18 protein-coding genes are annotated in these 15,546 nt (G+C 74.5%); 7 read left to right on the top strand and 11 right to left on the bottom strand.

Translation table 11 applies throughout. The annotated features are described in order from the left end of the window. The 6 genes from I4I78_RS19495 to I4I78_RS19470 all read right to left on the bottom strand — a co-directional run. Positions 1–809 (bottom strand): DegV family protein (locus I4I78_RS19495; protein WP_308252224.1); only part of this gene is annotated, 809 nt, incomplete at its 3' end. 11 nt (positions 810–820) lie between these two features. Then, positions 821–2,266, bottom strand: a complete 1,446-nt coding sequence (locus tag I4I78_RS19490) for an FGGY-family carbohydrate kinase (RefSeq protein WP_218612831.1) — start codon at positions 2,264–2,266, stop codon at positions 821–823. After that, on the bottom strand, positions 2,263–2,991 hold the full coding sequence (gene octT, locus I4I78_RS19485) for a diglucosylglycerate octanoyltransferase (protein WP_226380016.1): 729 nt from the start codon (positions 2,989–2,991) through the stop codon (positions 2,263–2,265). Before octT ends, I4I78_RS19490 begins: the two co-directional genes overlap by 4 nt. 10 nt (positions 2,992–3,001) lie before the next feature. Continuing rightward, positions 3,002–3,622, bottom strand: coding sequence for a histidine phosphatase family protein (locus I4I78_RS19480; protein ID WP_218612829.1), 621 nt, complete (start codon positions 3,620–3,622; stop codon positions 3,002–3,004). Further along, entirely contained in the window at positions 3,619–4,032 is a 414-nt protein-coding gene (gene rsfS, locus I4I78_RS19475) for a ribosome silencing factor (RefSeq protein WP_218612828.1), read from the bottom strand. Before rsfS ends, I4I78_RS19480 begins: the two co-directional genes overlap by 4 nt. A 61-nt stretch (positions 4,033–4,093) precedes the next feature. Then, positions 4,094–5,737: an AMP-binding protein gene (locus I4I78_RS19470; RefSeq protein WP_218612827.1), complete on the bottom strand. Its 1,644-nt coding sequence runs from the start codon at positions 5,735–5,737 to the stop codon at positions 4,094–4,096. Positions 5,738–5,820: 83 nt separating this feature from the next. On the opposite strand from I4I78_RS19470, the gene I4I78_RS19465 reads away from it, so the two are divergent. From I4I78_RS19465 to I4I78_RS19455, 3 genes are read left to right on the top strand one after another with little or no spacing between them, the layout of a single operon-like run. Next, positions 5,821–6,666, top strand: coding sequence for a MaoC/PaaZ C-terminal domain-containing protein (locus tag I4I78_RS19465; RefSeq protein WP_218612825.1), 846 nt, complete (start codon positions 5,821–5,823; stop codon positions 6,664–6,666). Positions 6,667–6,707: 41 nt separating this feature from the next. Then, positions 6,708–7,637 (top strand): SDR family NAD(P)-dependent oxidoreductase, encoded by a 930-nt coding sequence (locus I4I78_RS19460; RefSeq protein WP_218612824.1) that lies wholly within the window; start codon positions 6,708–6,710, stop codon positions 7,635–7,637. 7 nt (positions 7,638–7,644) lie between these two features. Continuing rightward, positions 7,645–9,177, top strand: coding sequence for an AMP-binding protein (locus I4I78_RS19455; protein ID WP_218612823.1), 1,533 nt, complete (start codon positions 7,645–7,647; stop codon positions 9,175–9,177). Here the strand turns inward: I4I78_RS19455 and I4I78_RS19450 are convergent. Beyond that, the gene (locus tag I4I78_RS19450; protein ID WP_218612822.1) at positions 9,164–10,189 is read right to left on the bottom strand and encodes an FUSC family protein; all 1,026 of its coding nucleotides are present in this window, start codon (positions 10,187–10,189) and stop codon (positions 9,164–9,166) included. The genes I4I78_RS19455 and I4I78_RS19450 overlap by 14 nt on opposite strands. Before the next feature lie 103 nt (positions 10,190–10,292). Continuing rightward, a complete protein-coding gene (locus tag I4I78_RS19445) occupies positions 10,293–10,985 on the bottom strand; it encodes a hypothetical protein (protein ID WP_218612821.1) in 693 nt (230 codons plus the stop codon). Positions 10,986–11,103: 118 nt separating this feature from the next. Between I4I78_RS19445 and I4I78_RS19440 the strand changes: the two genes are divergently transcribed. Next, on the top strand, positions 11,104–11,964 hold the full coding sequence (locus tag I4I78_RS19440) for a class I SAM-dependent methyltransferase (RefSeq protein ID WP_218612820.1): 861 nt from the start codon (positions 11,104–11,106) through the stop codon (positions 11,962–11,964). Positions 11,965–11,977: 13 nt separating this feature from the next. Here the strand turns inward: I4I78_RS19440 and I4I78_RS19435 are convergent, their stop codons facing one another. Continuing rightward, positions 11,978–12,607 (bottom strand): malonic semialdehyde reductase, encoded by a 630-nt coding sequence (locus I4I78_RS19435; RefSeq protein WP_308252223.1) that lies wholly within the window; start codon positions 12,605–12,607, stop codon positions 11,978–11,980. Between the two features lie 164 nt (positions 12,608–12,771). Between I4I78_RS19435 and I4I78_RS19430 the strand changes: the two genes are divergently transcribed. Together I4I78_RS19430 and I4I78_RS19425 are read left to right on the top strand one after the other, a co-directional pair. Further along, positions 12,772–13,233 (top strand): helix-turn-helix domain-containing protein, encoded by a 462-nt coding sequence (locus tag I4I78_RS19430; RefSeq protein ID WP_218612819.1) that lies wholly within the window; start codon positions 12,772–12,774, stop codon positions 13,231–13,233. Continuing rightward, positions 13,230–13,796, top strand: coding sequence for a dihydrofolate reductase family protein (locus I4I78_RS19425; protein ID WP_218612818.1), 567 nt, complete (start codon positions 13,230–13,232; stop codon positions 13,794–13,796). The genes I4I78_RS19430 and I4I78_RS19425 overlap by 4 nt, the downstream gene beginning before the upstream one ends. Here I4I78_RS19425 and I4I78_RS19420 read toward each other — a convergent pair. Further along, on the bottom strand, positions 13,775–14,647 hold the full coding sequence (locus tag I4I78_RS19420; protein ID WP_218612817.1) for a trans-aconitate 2-methyltransferase: 873 nt from the start codon (positions 14,645–14,647) through the stop codon (positions 13,775–13,777). The genes I4I78_RS19425 and I4I78_RS19420 overlap by 22 nt on opposite strands. A gap of 48 nt (positions 14,648–14,695) precedes the next feature. Between I4I78_RS19420 and I4I78_RS19415 the strand changes: the two genes are divergently transcribed. Continuing rightward, positions 14,696–15,271 carry a helix-turn-helix domain-containing protein gene (locus tag I4I78_RS19415; RefSeq protein WP_218612816.1) on the top strand — a complete coding sequence of 192 codons (576 nt, stop codon included), beginning with the start codon at positions 14,696–14,698 and terminating at the stop codon, positions 15,269–15,271. A 37-nt stretch (positions 15,272–15,308) separates the two neighbouring features. Here the strand turns inward: I4I78_RS19415 and I4I78_RS19410 are convergent. Further along, positions 15,309–15,546, bottom strand: a 238-nt coding sequence (locus tag I4I78_RS19410; protein ID WP_275957988.1) for a VOC family protein, incomplete at its 5' end; no start/stop codon positions are given.

Here is a 15,546-nt window from a genome sequence, read left to right as displayed (position 1 = left end):
CCCACCTCGCTGACCAGCAGCCGCGCCGCGTCGGGCAGGCGTTCACGCAGGCGGTCGGCGAGGTCCTCGGCCCGGTCCGGCGCCCCGAGATGGTGCACCGCGAGCTGCGCACCCTCCCCCGCCGCCTCGACGGCGAGCTCCACCAGCCGCTGCACCGCGCGGCCGGTCGTGCGGACCTTCTCCAGTGCGGTGATCCGGCCCTCGGTCAGGTGCAGGAGCGGCTTCACCGACAGCGCCGTACCGAACAGCGCCGCCGCCGCACCGATCCGTCCCCCGCGGCGCAGACGGTCCAGGTTCTCCACGCTGAACAGCACCCGGCACCGGGCGGCGACCCCGGCCGCGGCGTCCTCGACGGCCGCGCCGGGCAGTCCGGCACGCGCCGCGTCGCAGGCGGCGAGCACGGCGTAGCCCAGCCCCATCGCGACCGCGCGGGAGTCGACCACCCGCACCCGCGACGGGTCGACCTCCTCGGCGGCGATCCGGGCGGCGTCCCAGGTGCCGGACAGCTCCCGGGACAGGTGCACCGACACGATCTCCCGCGCCCCGCCGTCGAGCAGCGCGCGGTAGGTGCCGGCGAACGCGGCCGGGCTGGGCCGCGAGGTCTGGACCTCGAGGTTGCGGTCGGCAAGGGCCGCGACGAGCTCGGCCGGGGTGATGTCGATCCCGTCCCGGCCGACCCGGTCGCCGACGCGCACCTCGAGCGCGACGGTGTGCACCCCGTGGCTCTCGGCGACGCCGGGCGGGAGATCGGAGGTCGAGTCGGTCACCACCACCACCGACGGATCCGCGGCGGTGGAGGATGTCGGCACGGCGCCGGACATTACGGCACGAACATCGCCGCGAGGTCTCGCTGCGCACTGCGGTAGCGCCCGTGCGCGTCGTCGTACACACCGCGCGTCGACGGGTCGGGCGTGAACTCGCGCTCGACCCGCACCATCCGGGCGGTCAGCTCACCCACCGACGCGCCGTCGCCGACCGCCAGACCGGCCAGCAGCGCCGCGCCGAGGACCCCCGCGTCGCGTTCCGCGGTGCGGCGCAGCGGGCGGTCCAGCACGTCGGCCTTGATCTGGCACCACAGGTCGCTCGCGGACCCGCCGCCGCACACCGCGAGCGACCCCGCCGGTGTCCCCGCCGCCCGTTCGAGCACGTCGAGCACGTGCCGGGCGGCGTGTGCGACGCCCTCCATCCCGGCCCGGGCCAGCTCGGCCGGGCCGGTGTCGAACGTGGCACCGAGCCAGTGCGCGCGCAGGTGCGGGTCCCACACCGGCGCCCGCTCCCCGGAGAGCTGCGGCAGGAACAGCACCCCGCCGGAGCCGGGCCCGGCCCGCGCCGCCGCGGCCAGTGCGGCGGTCAGGTCGAGGCCGAGCATCCGGGCGGCCCAGGCCAGGGCGTCGCCGCCGGCCTGGGTGGGTCCGGCGTGCACGTGCAGGCCCCGCCAGCCCGGGAACGTGACGATCCCGGGCGCACCGCCGCCCGGCGCCGCGGCCATGGCCAGCACCTCGGACGTGCCGGCCACGTCGATCGCGTCGCCGGGGGCCGCGATCCCCCCGCCGAGCAGGCTCGACCAGGCGTCCATCGTCCCGTGCACGACCGGCACACCCGCCGGGAGCCCGCCCGCTCCGGTCGTCTCGCCGAGGACCGCGGCCGGGTCACCGAGCGGCGCGAGCCGGCCGGTCAGTCCCGGGACCACGACGTCGAGCCAGGCCGGGTAGGCGCCGCCGGTGTCGACCAGCCCGATCGAGGAGATCGGGTCCGCCGACGCGACGCCGGTCAGCCTCAGCAGCAGCTGGTCCTTGGGCGCCAGCAACCACCGGGCCCGCTCCCAGACGTCGGGCGCGTTCGCCGCCAGCCAGGCTGCGCGGGCGGCGGGGTGCGTGGGGTCGACGGTGCCCAGCCTGCCCCGGACGGCGGCCCGCGTGGCATCGTCGAGGCGACCGGTGAGCCCCGCCGCGACGTCCGCGCACCGCCGGTCCTGCCAGGTGATCGCGGGGTGCAGCGCGGCGCCGTCGGCGTCGGTGACCACGTGGGTGTTGACCTGGCTGCAGACCCCGACGCCGTCCAGGCCGCGCAGCGCACCGGCCGCGTCCAGCTCGGCGACCACGCCGCCCAGCCCGTCCCACCAGTCGGCCGGGTCCTGCTCGGCCCACCCCGGCGCCGGGCGGCGGGTGGTGTGCCGCCGCGCCGCGCCGGCCACCCGGGTGCCGTCGTCGCGGTAGACCGCCGCCTTGACCGACGTCGTGCCCAGGTCGATGCCGAGCAGCGTCACCGCGGGACCGCCAGCACCGGTCGCAGGGTGTCGGCCAGGGCCTCCCCGACGCGCCGGTGGGCCTCCCAGCCCCAGTGCATCCCGTCGGCGTTGCCGTGCCCGCCGAGCACGTGGTCCGAGACCAGCGCCGCGGTGTCGAGCAGGCCCACCCCGTGCGCCGCCGCCCACTCCCGGGTCGCGCGCTCGGCGGCCGCGCGGTGCGGGTGCGCACCGCCGTAGGCGAGGGCCCGGTGCACCGCGGGCAGCAACGTCAGCACCGGCAGCTCCGGTCGCAGCGCGTGCACCGCGGCGCGGCAGCGTTCGAGGTAGGCCACGGTCAGGCGGGCCGGCAACGTCGCAGGGCCCCCGCCGGGCAGCGCCGCGGCGAACGCCCGGGACAGCCCCGGCTGCGCGCGCTGGTAGCCGCGGCGCACCACCCGTCGCAACGGCTCGGGGCGCACCGCCGGGAGCAGCTCGCGCACCGACGTCGGCAGCGGTGAGGGCAGCGAGTCCATCCCGCCGGTGCCCAGGACCAGCGCGTCGACCCGCGGCAGCAGCGCCCAGATCCGGGGGTCGTCGGCGAGCGCGTGCCAGGCGTGCCGGGCGGTCCACCCGCTGCGCGCGACGAGCTCGGCGCGCCCGCGCAGGGACGCGGCGGCGACGTTGGGCCACAACCGCGGCTCGTCGGCGGGCTCGGGACGGTCCGGGCCGTGGAAGGCGAGCGAGTCCCCGAGAACGAGGACCAACGGCCCCTTACTAGACACCGATGTTGTACCCCGACAACCGCCAACGGGGGTGGTCGTCGCGGCGGGCGACGACGGCCCACTTGGCGTTGCCCATCCCGCCGATCACCGGCCAGGCCGAGCGCGGCAGGTCCAGCAGCCCGCAGACCAGCCCGGCGATCAGCCCGCCGTGCGCGACGAGCAGCACCGTCCGCTCGGTCTCGTCGCCGGCGAACTCCTCGTCCAGCTCGGCGACCACCGGCATCGACCGGGCCACCACGTGCACCCGGGACTCCCCGCCGGGCGGGGCCCACGCCGGGTCCGCACGCCAGGCCGCGATCGCGCCCGGGTCGTCGGCCTCGACCTCGGCCACGGTGGCGCCCTGCCAGTCGCCCAGGTGCGTCTCGCGCAGGCGGGGGTCGACCGACACCGGCATCCCGGCGGCCGCGGCGACGGCCAGCGCCGTCTCGTGGGCCCGGGACAGGTCGGAGCTGACGATCCGGACGAACTCGTCGTCGGCCAGGCGCGGCGCGACGGCCGCGGCCTGCTCCTGGCCCCGCTCGGTGAGCTTGGTGTCCAGGTGGCCCTGCAGCCGTCCGACGAGGTTGTAGTCGGTCTGTCCGTGGCGCAGCAGCACGACCCGGCGCAGGGTCACCCGTCCCCTTCCGGGCCGGGCTCCGACGGGCCGTCGGCCGACGCGGTCAGCGCGGCCTCCGGGACCTCGATCCGCGGGCAGTCCTTCCACAGCCGGTCCAGGCCGTAGAAGCTGCGCTCGTCGGAGTGCTGCACGTGCACCACGACGTCGGTGAAGTCGAGCAGCACCCAGCGCCCCTCGCGGGCGCCCTCGCGCCGCGTCGGCTTGGCGCCGAGCTCGCGCAGTTTCTCCTCGACCGCGTCGACGATCGACTGCACCTGACGCTCGTTGGGCGCCGAGGCGAGCACGAAGCAGTCGGTGATGACCAGCTGCTCGGACACGTCGAGCACGACGACGTCCACGGCCTTCTTGTCGGCCGCCGCGGCCACCGCCGCCTTCGCGAGCTCGACCGCCTCCGGTGTCGCCGTCACACGCCTCACGTCTTTCCGCTGTACTCGGTGCGGGCCGGATCGCCCGCAGGGTCACAGTGTCTCAGCCCTGGTCGGGCGACCTGCCGGTGGTCGGTGCCGCCGACGTCGCATCGCCGGTGCGCTCGGACCGCAGCGCCCGCTTGAGCACCTTCCCCGCCGGGGACACCGGCAGCTCCTCGCGCCGCAGCTCGACACCGCGCGGCACCTTGTAGCGGGCCAGACGCTCCGACGCGTGGGCGAGCACGTCGTCCCCGGTCAGCGACGAGCCCTCGGAGAGCTGCACGACGGCGTGCACGGCCTCGCCCCACACCTCGTGCGGCACACCGAACACGGCCACCCGCGCCACGCCCGGCAGCGTCGAGATCGCGTTCTCCACCTCCACCGAGTACACGTTCTCCCCGCCGGAGACGATCATGTCCTTCACCCGGTCGACGACCCAGAGGTAGCCGCGGTCGTCGAGCCGCCCGACGTCGCCGGAGTGGTACCAGCCGTCCTCGAGCACCGCGGCGGTCGCCTCCGGCTGTCCGCGGTACTCCCGCAGCACGCTGCCGCAGCGCAGCCAGATCTCCCCGGTCCCGCCCGCGGGCAGCGACGAGCCGGCCCCGTCCCGGATCGTCAGCTCCACCCCGGACAGCGCGCGCCCGGCCGAGCTGAGCAGCGACGGGTCGCCGTGGCGGTGGTCGTCGTCGTCGAGCATGGTGACGGTGCCGCAGGACTCGGTCATGCCGTAGGACTGGTTGATCCGGCACTCCCGGGGCAGCACGTCGATCAGCCGGTTGAGCAGGCCGAGCGGCATCGGGGCGGTGCCGTAGCCGAGGAAGCGCAGCGAACGCAGCCGCTCCGGTGCGAAGTCCGGGTGCTCGAGCATCTGCACCGCCATCGTCGGGACGATCGACAGCGCGCCGATCTCCTCGCGCTCGATCACCTCCAGCGCCGCGCCCGGGTCCCACCGCGGCGCCACGACCACCCCCGCCCCGGCCAGGTGCACCTTGACCAGCGGCATCAGCGCCGCGACGTGGTACATCGGCACTACCTGCAGGAACGTCCAGTCCCGGGTCGGGGCCATCACCTCGACCGAGCGGTGCCGGTTGAGCATCACCGCGCGCTGGTCGAGCACGACGCCGCGGGGCAGGCCGGTGGTGCCGCCGGTGTAGAGCAGCATCGCCGGGTCGTCCTCCCGGGGCGGCTCGGGCATCCGCTCCTCGGCGCCGTCGAGCAGCGCGTCCAGGGTGAGGTCGTGCGGGACGTCGGTATCGATACTCGTTCCGCCTGCGCTCCTCTCGGTGCCAGCGCCCACCAGGACCACCTGCCTCAGCGACGGCAGGTCGGCCCGCACCTCGTCGACCATCTCCGCGAACGGCGCCGAGACGAACAGCACCGAGGAACCCGCGTCACGCAGGGTGTGGCGCAGCTCGTCGCGGCCGATCCGGGCGTTGAGGCTGGTGAACACGCCGGCGCCGCAGAGCCCGGCGTGCCACAGGTCGGCGTAGACGGCGCGGTTGTCCAGCAGCGCGGAGTACCGGTCGCCGGGCGCCACGTCCAGGCGGTCCCGCAGCGCGCCGCTCAGACGGGCGACGGCGCCGCGGTGCTCGGCGAACGTGCGCCGCAGGCCGGTGCCGAGGTCGGTCAGCGCGACGCGGTCCCCCGCCCACCGCGCGACCCGCTCGAACTCGCGTGCGAACACCAGCTCGTCCACGTCGATCACACTGTCACGCTCACGTTACTGCGCGCATCGATCGTCTCGGGATAGGTTTCGCGGGCAACGCCCGATGGTCGAAGGAGATCGAGATGGCCCTGGCCCCGGACCTGGTGGGCACTCAGAGCGAGCCGGTGAGTTTCGCCTGGGGTCGCGACGACGTGCTGCTCTACGCTCTGGCCGTCGGCGCCGGTCAGGAGGACCCGACCGACGAGCTGGCACTGACCACGGAGAACACCGAGGGCGTCCGGACGGTGGTGCTGCCGACCTACGCCAACATCATCACCCGCGGCGCCCGCCCCGACCTCGGCGACTACGACAAGGCGAGGCTCGTGCACGCCGAGCAGTCGTTCCTGGTGCACCGCCCGATCCCGGTCGAGGGACGCGCCCGGGTCACCGCGACCGTCACCGACGTGTTCGACAAGGGCAAGGGCGCGCTGGTGCGCACCGAGTCCCGGGCCGTGGACGTCGAGACCGGCGCGCCGCTGGTGACCACCGCGCAGACCGTGTTCATCTCCGGCGAGGGCGGCTTCGGCGGCCCGCGCGGCGAGTCGACACCGTCACCGGTCCCGGACCGGGCACCGGACCACGAGATCACCTACCGGACCCGACCGGAGCAGGCGCTGCTCTACCGGCTCACCGGGGACCGCAACCCGCTGCACACCGACCCCGCCTTCGCCGCGCGCGGCGGCTTCGACCGGCCGATCCTGCACGGCATGTGCACCTACGGGTTCACCGCCCGCGCGCTGCTGCGCACCGTCTGCGACGGGGATCCCACCCGCCTGCTCGGCATGGACGCCCGGTTCACCAGGCCGGTGCTGCCCGGTGACGAGCTGACCGTCGCCGTCTGGCGCGAGGCCGACACCGCGTACTTCCGCACCACCAGCGGCGACGCCGTGGTGCTCGACCGCGGCACCCTGACCCTCGGACCGGCCTGAACTCCCTGCTCGGACATCGCGATCGAAGGGACTACACCGCTGTGGGACTGCTCGACGGGAAGACCGCCATCGTCACCGGCGGCGCGCGCGGGATCGGCGCCTCGGTGTCGCGGCGCCTGGCCTCCGAGGGCGCCGCGGTCGTCGTCAACGACCTGGGCGGCGCCCCGGACGGCAGCGGGAGCGACCTGTCCGCGGCCGAGGACCTGGCGCGGGAGATCCGCGACGGCGGCGGGCGCGCCGTCGCCGACGGCGGGGACGTCTCCGACTCCGCGACCGGCACCGCCCTCGTCGAGAAGGCCGTCTCCGAGTTCGGCGGCCTGGACATCCTGGTCAACTCGGCCGGGGTGCTCCGCGACCGGATGATCTTCAACATGTCCGACGAGGAGTGGGACACCGTGATCCGCGTGCACCTGCGCGGGCACTTCGTCCTCAGCCGGGCCGCGGCCGCGCACTTCCGCGCCCGGCGCAATCCCGAGGCCCACTACCGGATCATCAACTTCGGCTCGCACTCCGGCCTGGAGGGCTCTCCCGGGCAGGCCAACTACGCCGCCGCCAAGATGGGCATCGTCGGCCTGACCTACTCCCTGGCCCAGGGACTGGCCCGCTACGGCGTCACCGCGAACGCGATCGCCCCGGCCGCCGCGACCCGGCTGGTGGCCACCGTCGACCCGGCCAAGCGCGCGATCCAGGACCGCCCGGCCGACGACGACCCCAGCCGCAGCCCGGACAACATCGCCGAACTGGCCCTGTACCTGGCCAGCGAACGCTCGGACTGGCTCACCGGGCGGGTGCTCGGCTCGGTCGGGTTCACCGTCGGCGTCTACCAGAACCCCACCGTGATCGGCGAGGCCCGCAGCGACGGCCCGTGGTCGTTCGACGACCTGGCCGCGCAGATGGAGAGCAACGTCCGCCCGCAGGCCGACGGGCTGCCCCCGTCGCTGTTCGCCGACCAGGCGTCACGGAACAAGTAGGGCCACGGTGGTCGAGTACCCCACCACCCACGCGCTGCGGCGGCCCGACCACCCCGCGGTGATCGACGTCCGGGACGGCGCAACGTTGACCTACCGCCGCCTCGAGGAGCGGTCCCGGGCGCTCGCGCACGCGTTGTGGGGGTGGGGGCTGCGGCCGGGCGACCACGTCGCGCTGGCGATGGCGAACCGGGCCGAGTTCTTCGAGTTCTGCTGGGCCGCGCACCGGATCGGGCTCTACTACACCGCGGTCAACACCCACCTCGCCCCGGACGAGGCGCGCTACGTCGTGAACGACTGCGGCGCGACCGCCCTGGTCGTCGACTCCTCGCTACCCGAGCTGGCCGACGCACTGCAGTCCGGTGTGGACGCCGTCGCGCACCGGATCGTGATCGGGTCGTCGCGGGCGGGGCACGAGGACTACGAGACGCTGGCGGGCGCCGTTACCGGTCGGCTGGAGCACGAGGGTGAGGGCGAGAAGATGCTCTACACCTCGGGAACCACCGGGGCCCCCAAGGGCGTCGCGCGACCGCTGACCGACGGCCCGCCGGGCTCGGTCTTCGTGATCCGCCCGCTGATACTCGGCATGGGCTTCGACGAGCACACGGTGCTGATGAACGCAGGCCCGCTCTACCACTCCGCGCCGCTGGGCTACGGGTTCGGCGTGCACCGCCTCGGCGGCACGGTGCTGATCTCCGGGCGGTTCGACGCCGAGCAGTGCCTGGCGTCGATGCAGCGCCACCGGGCCACCCACGGCCTGTTCGTCCCGACCCACTTCGTGCGGATGCTGCGCGTGCCGGACAAGGAGCTCTACGACCTGTCGTCGCTGGTCACGGCTGCGCACGGGGCGGCTCCGTGCCCGCCGACGGTGAAGCGGGAGATGATCGACTGGTGGGGCCCGGTGCTCGTCGAGTACTACGCGGGCACCGAGGGCGCGGGCATGACGATGCTGGACTCGAGCGAGTGGCTCACGCACCCGGGATCGGTCGGACGGCCGGTGTCGGGCGGGGTGCACATCGTCGACGAGACGACCGGCGAGGAGCTCCCGACCGGCGGGACCGGCGCGGTGTACTTCTCCGGCGGCGTGCGGTTCCGCTACCACGGCGACGACGCCAAGACCGCGGGCGCGTACGGCCCGAACGGCTGGAGCACGCTCGGCGACATCGGCCGTCTCGACGCCGACGGCTACCTGTACCTGTCCGACCGCAAGTCGTTCACGGTGATCAGCGGCGGGGTCAACATCTACCCGCAGGAGGCCGAGAACGTCCTGATCGGACACCCGCTGGTCGGCGACGTGGCCGCGTTCGGCGTCCCGGACGACGACCTCGGGGAGGTGCTGATCGCCGTCGTCGAACCGGTCGAGGGCGCCGACGTCGGCCCGGGCTCCGGCGCCGAGATCATGGCCTGGTGCTCCGCGCGGCTGAGCCGGCAGAAGTGCCCGCGCCGGATCGAGTTCCGCGACCGTCTCCCCCGCGCCGAGAACGGCAAGCTCTACAAGCGGCTCCTGCGCGACGAGTACACCCGTGGGGTCAGCTCCGGGTGACGCGGTCCCGCTCGCCGGTGAGCGCGCGCAGGCCGTCGACCACCAGGCGCATCTGGTCCGCACCCGCCCCGCACCGGGTGGCGGCGTCGGCGGCGAGTACGCCGTCGGCCGCGTGGCGGGTGGCGCGGGCACGGTCCTGCGAGCGCGGGTCCGCGGACAGGTGTGTGACGGCGTCGGCGATGCCGTCGAGGACGTCGGCGGCCTCGGGTCCGAGCCGGCCGGTGCTGGCGGCCCGGCTCAGCGCGGTGACGTCGACGGCGAAAGTGACCAGTCGTGCGGCGAGCGCGTCCATCCGCCGCTGCTCCGCGGTCTCCCGGCGCCCCCGGACCGACCAGCGGCCGAGGAACCGCGCCGATCCCCGGGTCGAGTCGAGCGTGGCCAGCGCATCCACGGCCGTCCGTTCGGCCTCGCCGTCGTGGTCGCGGCCCCCGTCCTCGGGAGCGCGCAACGACTCGGCACCGGCCCGCAGCGCGGCGGCGCACGCATTCAGCACCCGTCCGACGGCGTCCGCGAGCAGCCGGCACGGGCTCGGGGTGAACAGCACCAGCGTGAACACCAGCGCCACCGCCGCACCGAGCAGCGCCGCCGACAGCCGTCCCGTGGCCGTCGCCGGCTGGTGCATCACGATCACCAGGACGGCCCCGACGCCGCTCTGGATCAGCGGCAGCGCGTCGGTGTAGAGCAGCGACATCAGCAGCATCGCGACCCCGGCCGCGACGAGCACCTCCAGCGGGTCCGGCCACCCGAACAGTGCCACGACCTCGCCGACCACGACGCCCACCGAGACACCGAGCACGATGTGCAGCGCCCGCCCGGCCCGCGCCCCGACGCTGCCCATCAGCACCACGATCGCCGAGATCGGGGCGAAGAACGTCTGCGGCTGGCGCAGCAGGGCGCTCGCCAGCAGCCAGGCGACCCCGGCCGCGACGGCGGCCAGCAGCACCGGCGCCGCGCTCGTCCGTCCGCGGGCGAGGGCTCCGTCCAGGGCCGTCCTGAGGTGGTGTCCGGTCATCGCCGCGTCCCGACCGATGCCGTTGGCGTCCCGTCCATGACGGGTCACTACCCGATCCGAGGCCGGTCGAACCGGCACGCGACCGGGGTCCACACCACCGGGTTCAGGAGGTCGCGGCGCCCGTCGAGTACTCGGGACGACGGGCCGGCGGCTCGCCCGGGTAGGCGTGGCCGCCGCCGTAGGCGAGCACCGCCAGCGCGTCCAGGGCCGCGATCTGCGGGTAGGGCCGGCCCGGGTCGTCGCGGAACGCCCACCGGTGGTCGAGGTCGCGGAAGCCGACGGCGCGGTGCCGCGTCGTCGCGAGGTAGCGCGGGTTGTCCCGCACGAACCGGGCGAACGCGTTGCGCAGCTCCGGGTGCCGCGGCAGCTCGCCGGCGACGAAGTGCAGCACGTCGGAACCGATCTCGTGCACGTACTCGCCGCACAGCTGCACCACGAACGGCGCGATCCACGGCTCCCGGCAGGTCACCAGTTCGCGCAGCGCCCGCTGCCGGGTCCCGGCCCGGTCGCTGCGGGTCATCCACGCCGACAGCACGGCCTGGCGACGCGGGCTCAGCCGCGCGGCGAACGGCGTCGACGGCCACGGGAACGAGACCCGGTACGGCACCTGGACCAGCTCGCCGTCGACGTGCAGCTCGTGGTCGGCGACGCCGCCGTTGGTGTCCTGGACGAGCTGCGGCGAGACGAAGCCCCAGGGCGCGAGCGCACCCATGGCGACATGCGCGTCCCGGCGCACGACCTGCGGTACCGCTCGTAGGAGCAGGCCGGCGAAGGCCGGCGTCACGAACTCGGGCACGAGCTACGGTAGCCCGAACAGTCCAGTCACTTATCACCTACGGTCACATCTCACCGGCGGTGACCACCCGATCAGTCCAGGGTGATGGACGGTCGGGTACCTGGTTCACACTGGCCGCATGGCCCACGACCCCGCCGACGTCCCGGCGGACCCGTCCAATGCCGACCAGCTGAGGAGCTGGGACGGCGACGGCGGCGCGTACTGGGCCGAGCACGCGACCCGCTACGACGAGGGCGTCGCGGCCTACCGGCCACACTTCTGCACCGCCGCGGCGATCGGACACGCCGACGCGGTGCTCGACATCGGCTGCGGCGCGGGGCAGACGACCCGTGACGCGGCGCGCGCGGCAGCCGGCGGGTCGGCGCTCGGGGTGGACCTGTCCGCCCGCCTGCTCGAGCTCGCCCGCAGGCTCGCCGAGCGCGACGGTCTGCACAACGCCGCGTTCCGCCGGGCCGACGCGCAGAACCACCCGTTCGACGCGGGCTCGTTCGACGTCGCGATCAGCCGGACCGGCGCGATGTTCTTCGGCGACCCGGCCGCCGCGTTCGCGAACGTCGCCCGCGCCCTGCGCCCGGACGGCCGCCTGGTGCTGATGACCTGGCAGCCGCTGGCCCGCCAGGAGTGGCTGCGCAGCTACTTCGGCGCGCTGGCCGCAGGCCGCGACGTCGCGCCGCCGCCCTCCGGGGCGCCGGGCCCGTTCGCGCTCGACGAGCCCGGCCACGTGCGCGACCTGCTCGGACGGTCCGGGTTCACCGGCGTCGCGCTGACCGGGGTGGACGAGCCGATGTACGTCGGTCCGGACGCCGACGACGCGACGCGGTTCATCCTGGGCCAGTTCGCCGGGCTGCTCGACGGGCTCGGCGACGACGACCGGGCACGGGCCACCGACGAGCTCCACCACGTGATGTCGGCCCACCTCACCGACCGCGGGGTGCTCTTCGACTCCGCGGTCTGGCTGGTCGAAACCCGGCGGGCCTGACCCGACGTCGAACTCAGGCCATCTGCACCGCGGTGCCGAAGGCCGGGCGGGGCAGCCGGTCGAACCACGGGTCCTGCCCCGGGTGGCCGATGTTGACCACGAGGATCGAGCGCCAGGTGCTGTCGGCGAAGAACTCCCCGTCGACCCCTGCCTTGTCGAAACCGGCCATCGGGCCGGCGACCAGTCCCGCGGCACGGACGCCGAGGATGAAGTACCCGGCCTGCAGCGCCGAGCCGAACTGCCACATCGGCTCGCGCGCGGACTCGTCCTCGAACGCGTCCTTGAGCTCGGGCCGGAACGGCAGCAGCGTGGGGATGAGGTCGTGGAACCGGGTGTCGGCGGCCAGGACGGCGACCGCGGGCGCCGAGGCCGTCTTGGCCTGGTTGCCCTCGCTCATGTGGCCGACCAGGCGCTGCTTCGCCTCGTCGGTGCGCACGTAGAGCACGCGCAGCGGGTTGGTGTTGGCCGCGGTCGGGCCCCACTTGCTGAGCTCCCAGATCGAACGCAGCGTCGCGTCGTCGACGGGCTCGGAGCTGAACGAGTTGGCGGTGCGCGCCTCGGTGAACAGCAACGCCTGGGCGTCCGCCCCGAGAGCGAGGCGCGGGTCCGCGTCGATGGTGGCGCGGTCGGTGTCGACGGACACGATGAGCTCCCTGTGCGATCGGGCCGCTCGAGCGAGCAGCTTCTAAAAAAGAAGCTACTACTCACCGCGAAGTCACGAAACGGCCGGGTGCGTGATCGCGGGCACACGAACCCGGCCCCGTCGACGCACGCCGGAAGAGGACGGACCGGGCGTAACCTGACCCCATGGTCGCCCGTCCGGACTCCGTCCCGGCCCCTGGCGCCGGCGGGCACACCGCCTGCGACGGGGCGCTGGCGCACGCGTTCGGGTTCCTGGGCAAGCGCTGGAACGGGATCCTCATCGGCACGCTCATGCACGGCCCGGCGAGCTTCTCCGGGCTCCGCCGCGCCGTCCCGGGGATCAGCGAGTCGGTGCTGGCCTCACGGCTCACCGAGCTGAGCACCGCCGGTCTGATCACCCGCGAGGTCTGCCCGGGCCCGCCGGTCACCGTCGTCTACTCGCTGACCGACAGCGGGCAGGCACTCGTCCCGGTGCTCTCCGACCTCGCCGCGTGGTCGCGCGACCACCTGACCGCCGCCTGCGAGCGGGTCGGTGACCCGAACGGCGACGCGCCCGACGCGAGCGCCCCGACGGATCCGGCGCCGGGCGATGAGTTCGGGGCCCGGCGCCGGTCGGAAGGTGCATGACCCCGCGCCTCGTCTACTCCGTGATCGTCTCCCTGGACGGCTACCACAGCGACCGCGACGGCAGCTTCGCCTGGGCCGAGCCGGACGAGGAGGTGCACGCGTTCGTCAACGAGCGCGAGCGGGGCGCCACCACCTACCTCTACGGGCGGCGGATGTACGAGATGATGACCGCCTGGGAGACCGACCCGGAGCTGACCGGGACACCCGGCCCGACCGCCGACTTCGCCGCCATCTGGCAGGCCGCGGACAAGATCGTCTACTCGACGACGCTGGACGCGGTGAGCACCTCCCGGACCCGGCTGGAGCGGGAGTTCGACCCGGACGCCGTCCGGGGGGTGATCGCGTCCGCGGGCGGTGACGTCGGGATCGGCGGGCCCGGTCTCGCCGCGCACGCGCTGCGGGCCGGGCTGGTCGACGAGCTCGACGTCTACCTGTGCCCGGTCGTCGTCGGCGGTGGGAGCCCGTACCTGCCCGCCGACGTGCACCTGGACCTGCGGCTGCGCGAGGGGCGCCGCTTCGCCGGCGGGGTCGTGTACCTGCGCTACGACGTCGCCCGGGACTGAGCGCGACCGGAGGTCCGGCGGCCCACCCATGCGGTGCGGGTACCGCGGACCGCGAGATCGTCGCGGACCAGCACCGACTCCGGCCCGTCCGCGGCCACGAGACGGTCGAGCAGGGCGAGGTCGTCGGGGCCCAGCCGGTCCGACAACGCGACGCGCAGGCGGCCCAGGAACGCCAGCGCGTAGCGCCGGGCGCTGTCCGGCAGCGGTGCCACGTCGATCGTGAACCGGCGGCGCGTGACCTCGAACCCGACCCGCTCCAGCAGCGGCTGGTAGTCCGGGTGCGCGTTCCAGCCGGCGTCGGCCATCACGGCGCGGGCCCGGTCCTCGAGCCCGGTCCCGCCGTCGTCGGTCAGGAAGCGCGGCTGGTCGTCCATCTCGACCGCGACCACCACCCCGTCCGGCGCCAGCGCGGCGTGGACGTCGCGCAGCACCCGTTCCGGGTCGGCGAGGTGGTGCAGCGTCGAGACCGTCCACACGAGATCGGGCGTCGCGGTGTCGGGCCAGCGCGCGTCGACGTCGGCGAGCTCGGCGCGCACCCGCCCGTCCAGACCGAGCTCACGGGCCTTGGCCCGCACCCGGTCGAGCATGGGCTCCGACGCGTCCAGCGCGACGATCGACGCGTCCGGGAAGCGACGGGCCAGCGCGGCCGTGCCGGTGCCCGTCCCGGGGCCGAGGTCGACGATCGTGCCGGGCTGCGGCGCGAACCCGGCGGTCCACGCGGTGACCTCGTCGAGGTATCCGGCGAGCACCTCGCCGTCGAGGTCGATCATGTCGGCCAGCGCCGCGTCGTCGAAGACGCCGTGCTGGTGGTCGTGGGCGTGCGCATGGGCGTGGGCGTGGTTCGCGGTCATGACACGACATTAGGACGTGACCTGCGTAGTGCGCATACACTCTTGCTCATGACGCAAGAAGTCGCCGTGGACGCGGTCGTCCGCCAGCGGATCCGTGGTCTGCGACTGTCCCGCGGCTGGTCGCTGGACTCGCTGGCCGCGCGCTGCCACCTGAGCCCGTCCACGTTGAGCCGGCTCGAGACCGGTCACCGCAGGATGGCCCTCGACCAGCTGGTCCCGATCGCCCGCGCCCTGGGCACCACGATCGACCAGCTCGTCGAGCCGGTCGACGACGGGGACGTGGTGATCCGCCCGGAGCCGGCGCGCACGCCGGGCATGACGGTGTGGGTGCTCTCGCGCGACCGCGCGCTGCACGGCGCGACCGTGGCGAAGATGCGGATCAGCCCGGACCGTCCGGTCGACCCGGACGACCTGCCGGTGCACCCGGGCCGGGAGTGGTTCACCGTGCTGTCCGGCGTCGCCCGCCTGTACCTGGGGGAACGACGGCTGACCGTCCGCCCGGGCGAGGCCGCCGAGTTCTCGACGATGGTGCCGCACTTCATCGGCGCCGAGGGCGGGCCGGTGGAGCTCCTGACGATGTTCGACCAGGACGGCGAGCGCGCCCACCTGCACGACGCGGTGTAGCTCGGCGACCGTGCGCCGCCGGCCCGAGCGCGCAGGCTCAGCGGCGGCGGGTCGCGAGGACGCAGAACTCGTTGCCCTCCGGGTCGACGAGCACGACCCAGCTCTCGTCGCCCTGGCCGACGTCGGCGTGCCGGGCACCCAGCTCGAGCAGGCGGCGGACCTCGTCGTCCTGCTCCCGGTCGACGGGGTTGACGTCGAGGTGAAGCCGGTTCTTGACGGTCCTGGCCTCCGGCACGCGCGCGAACGTCAGCGTTGGCGGCACCGGGCCGGGGCGG

It is taken from the genome of Pseudonocardia sp. KRD291, assembly GCF_019263595.1.
GTDB lineage: Bacteria > Actinomycetota > Actinomycetes > Mycobacteriales > Pseudonocardiaceae > Pseudonocardia.
The sequence above is the reverse complement of the archived record's forward strand: the minus strand, read 5'-3'. Positions and strand labels throughout refer to the sequence as shown.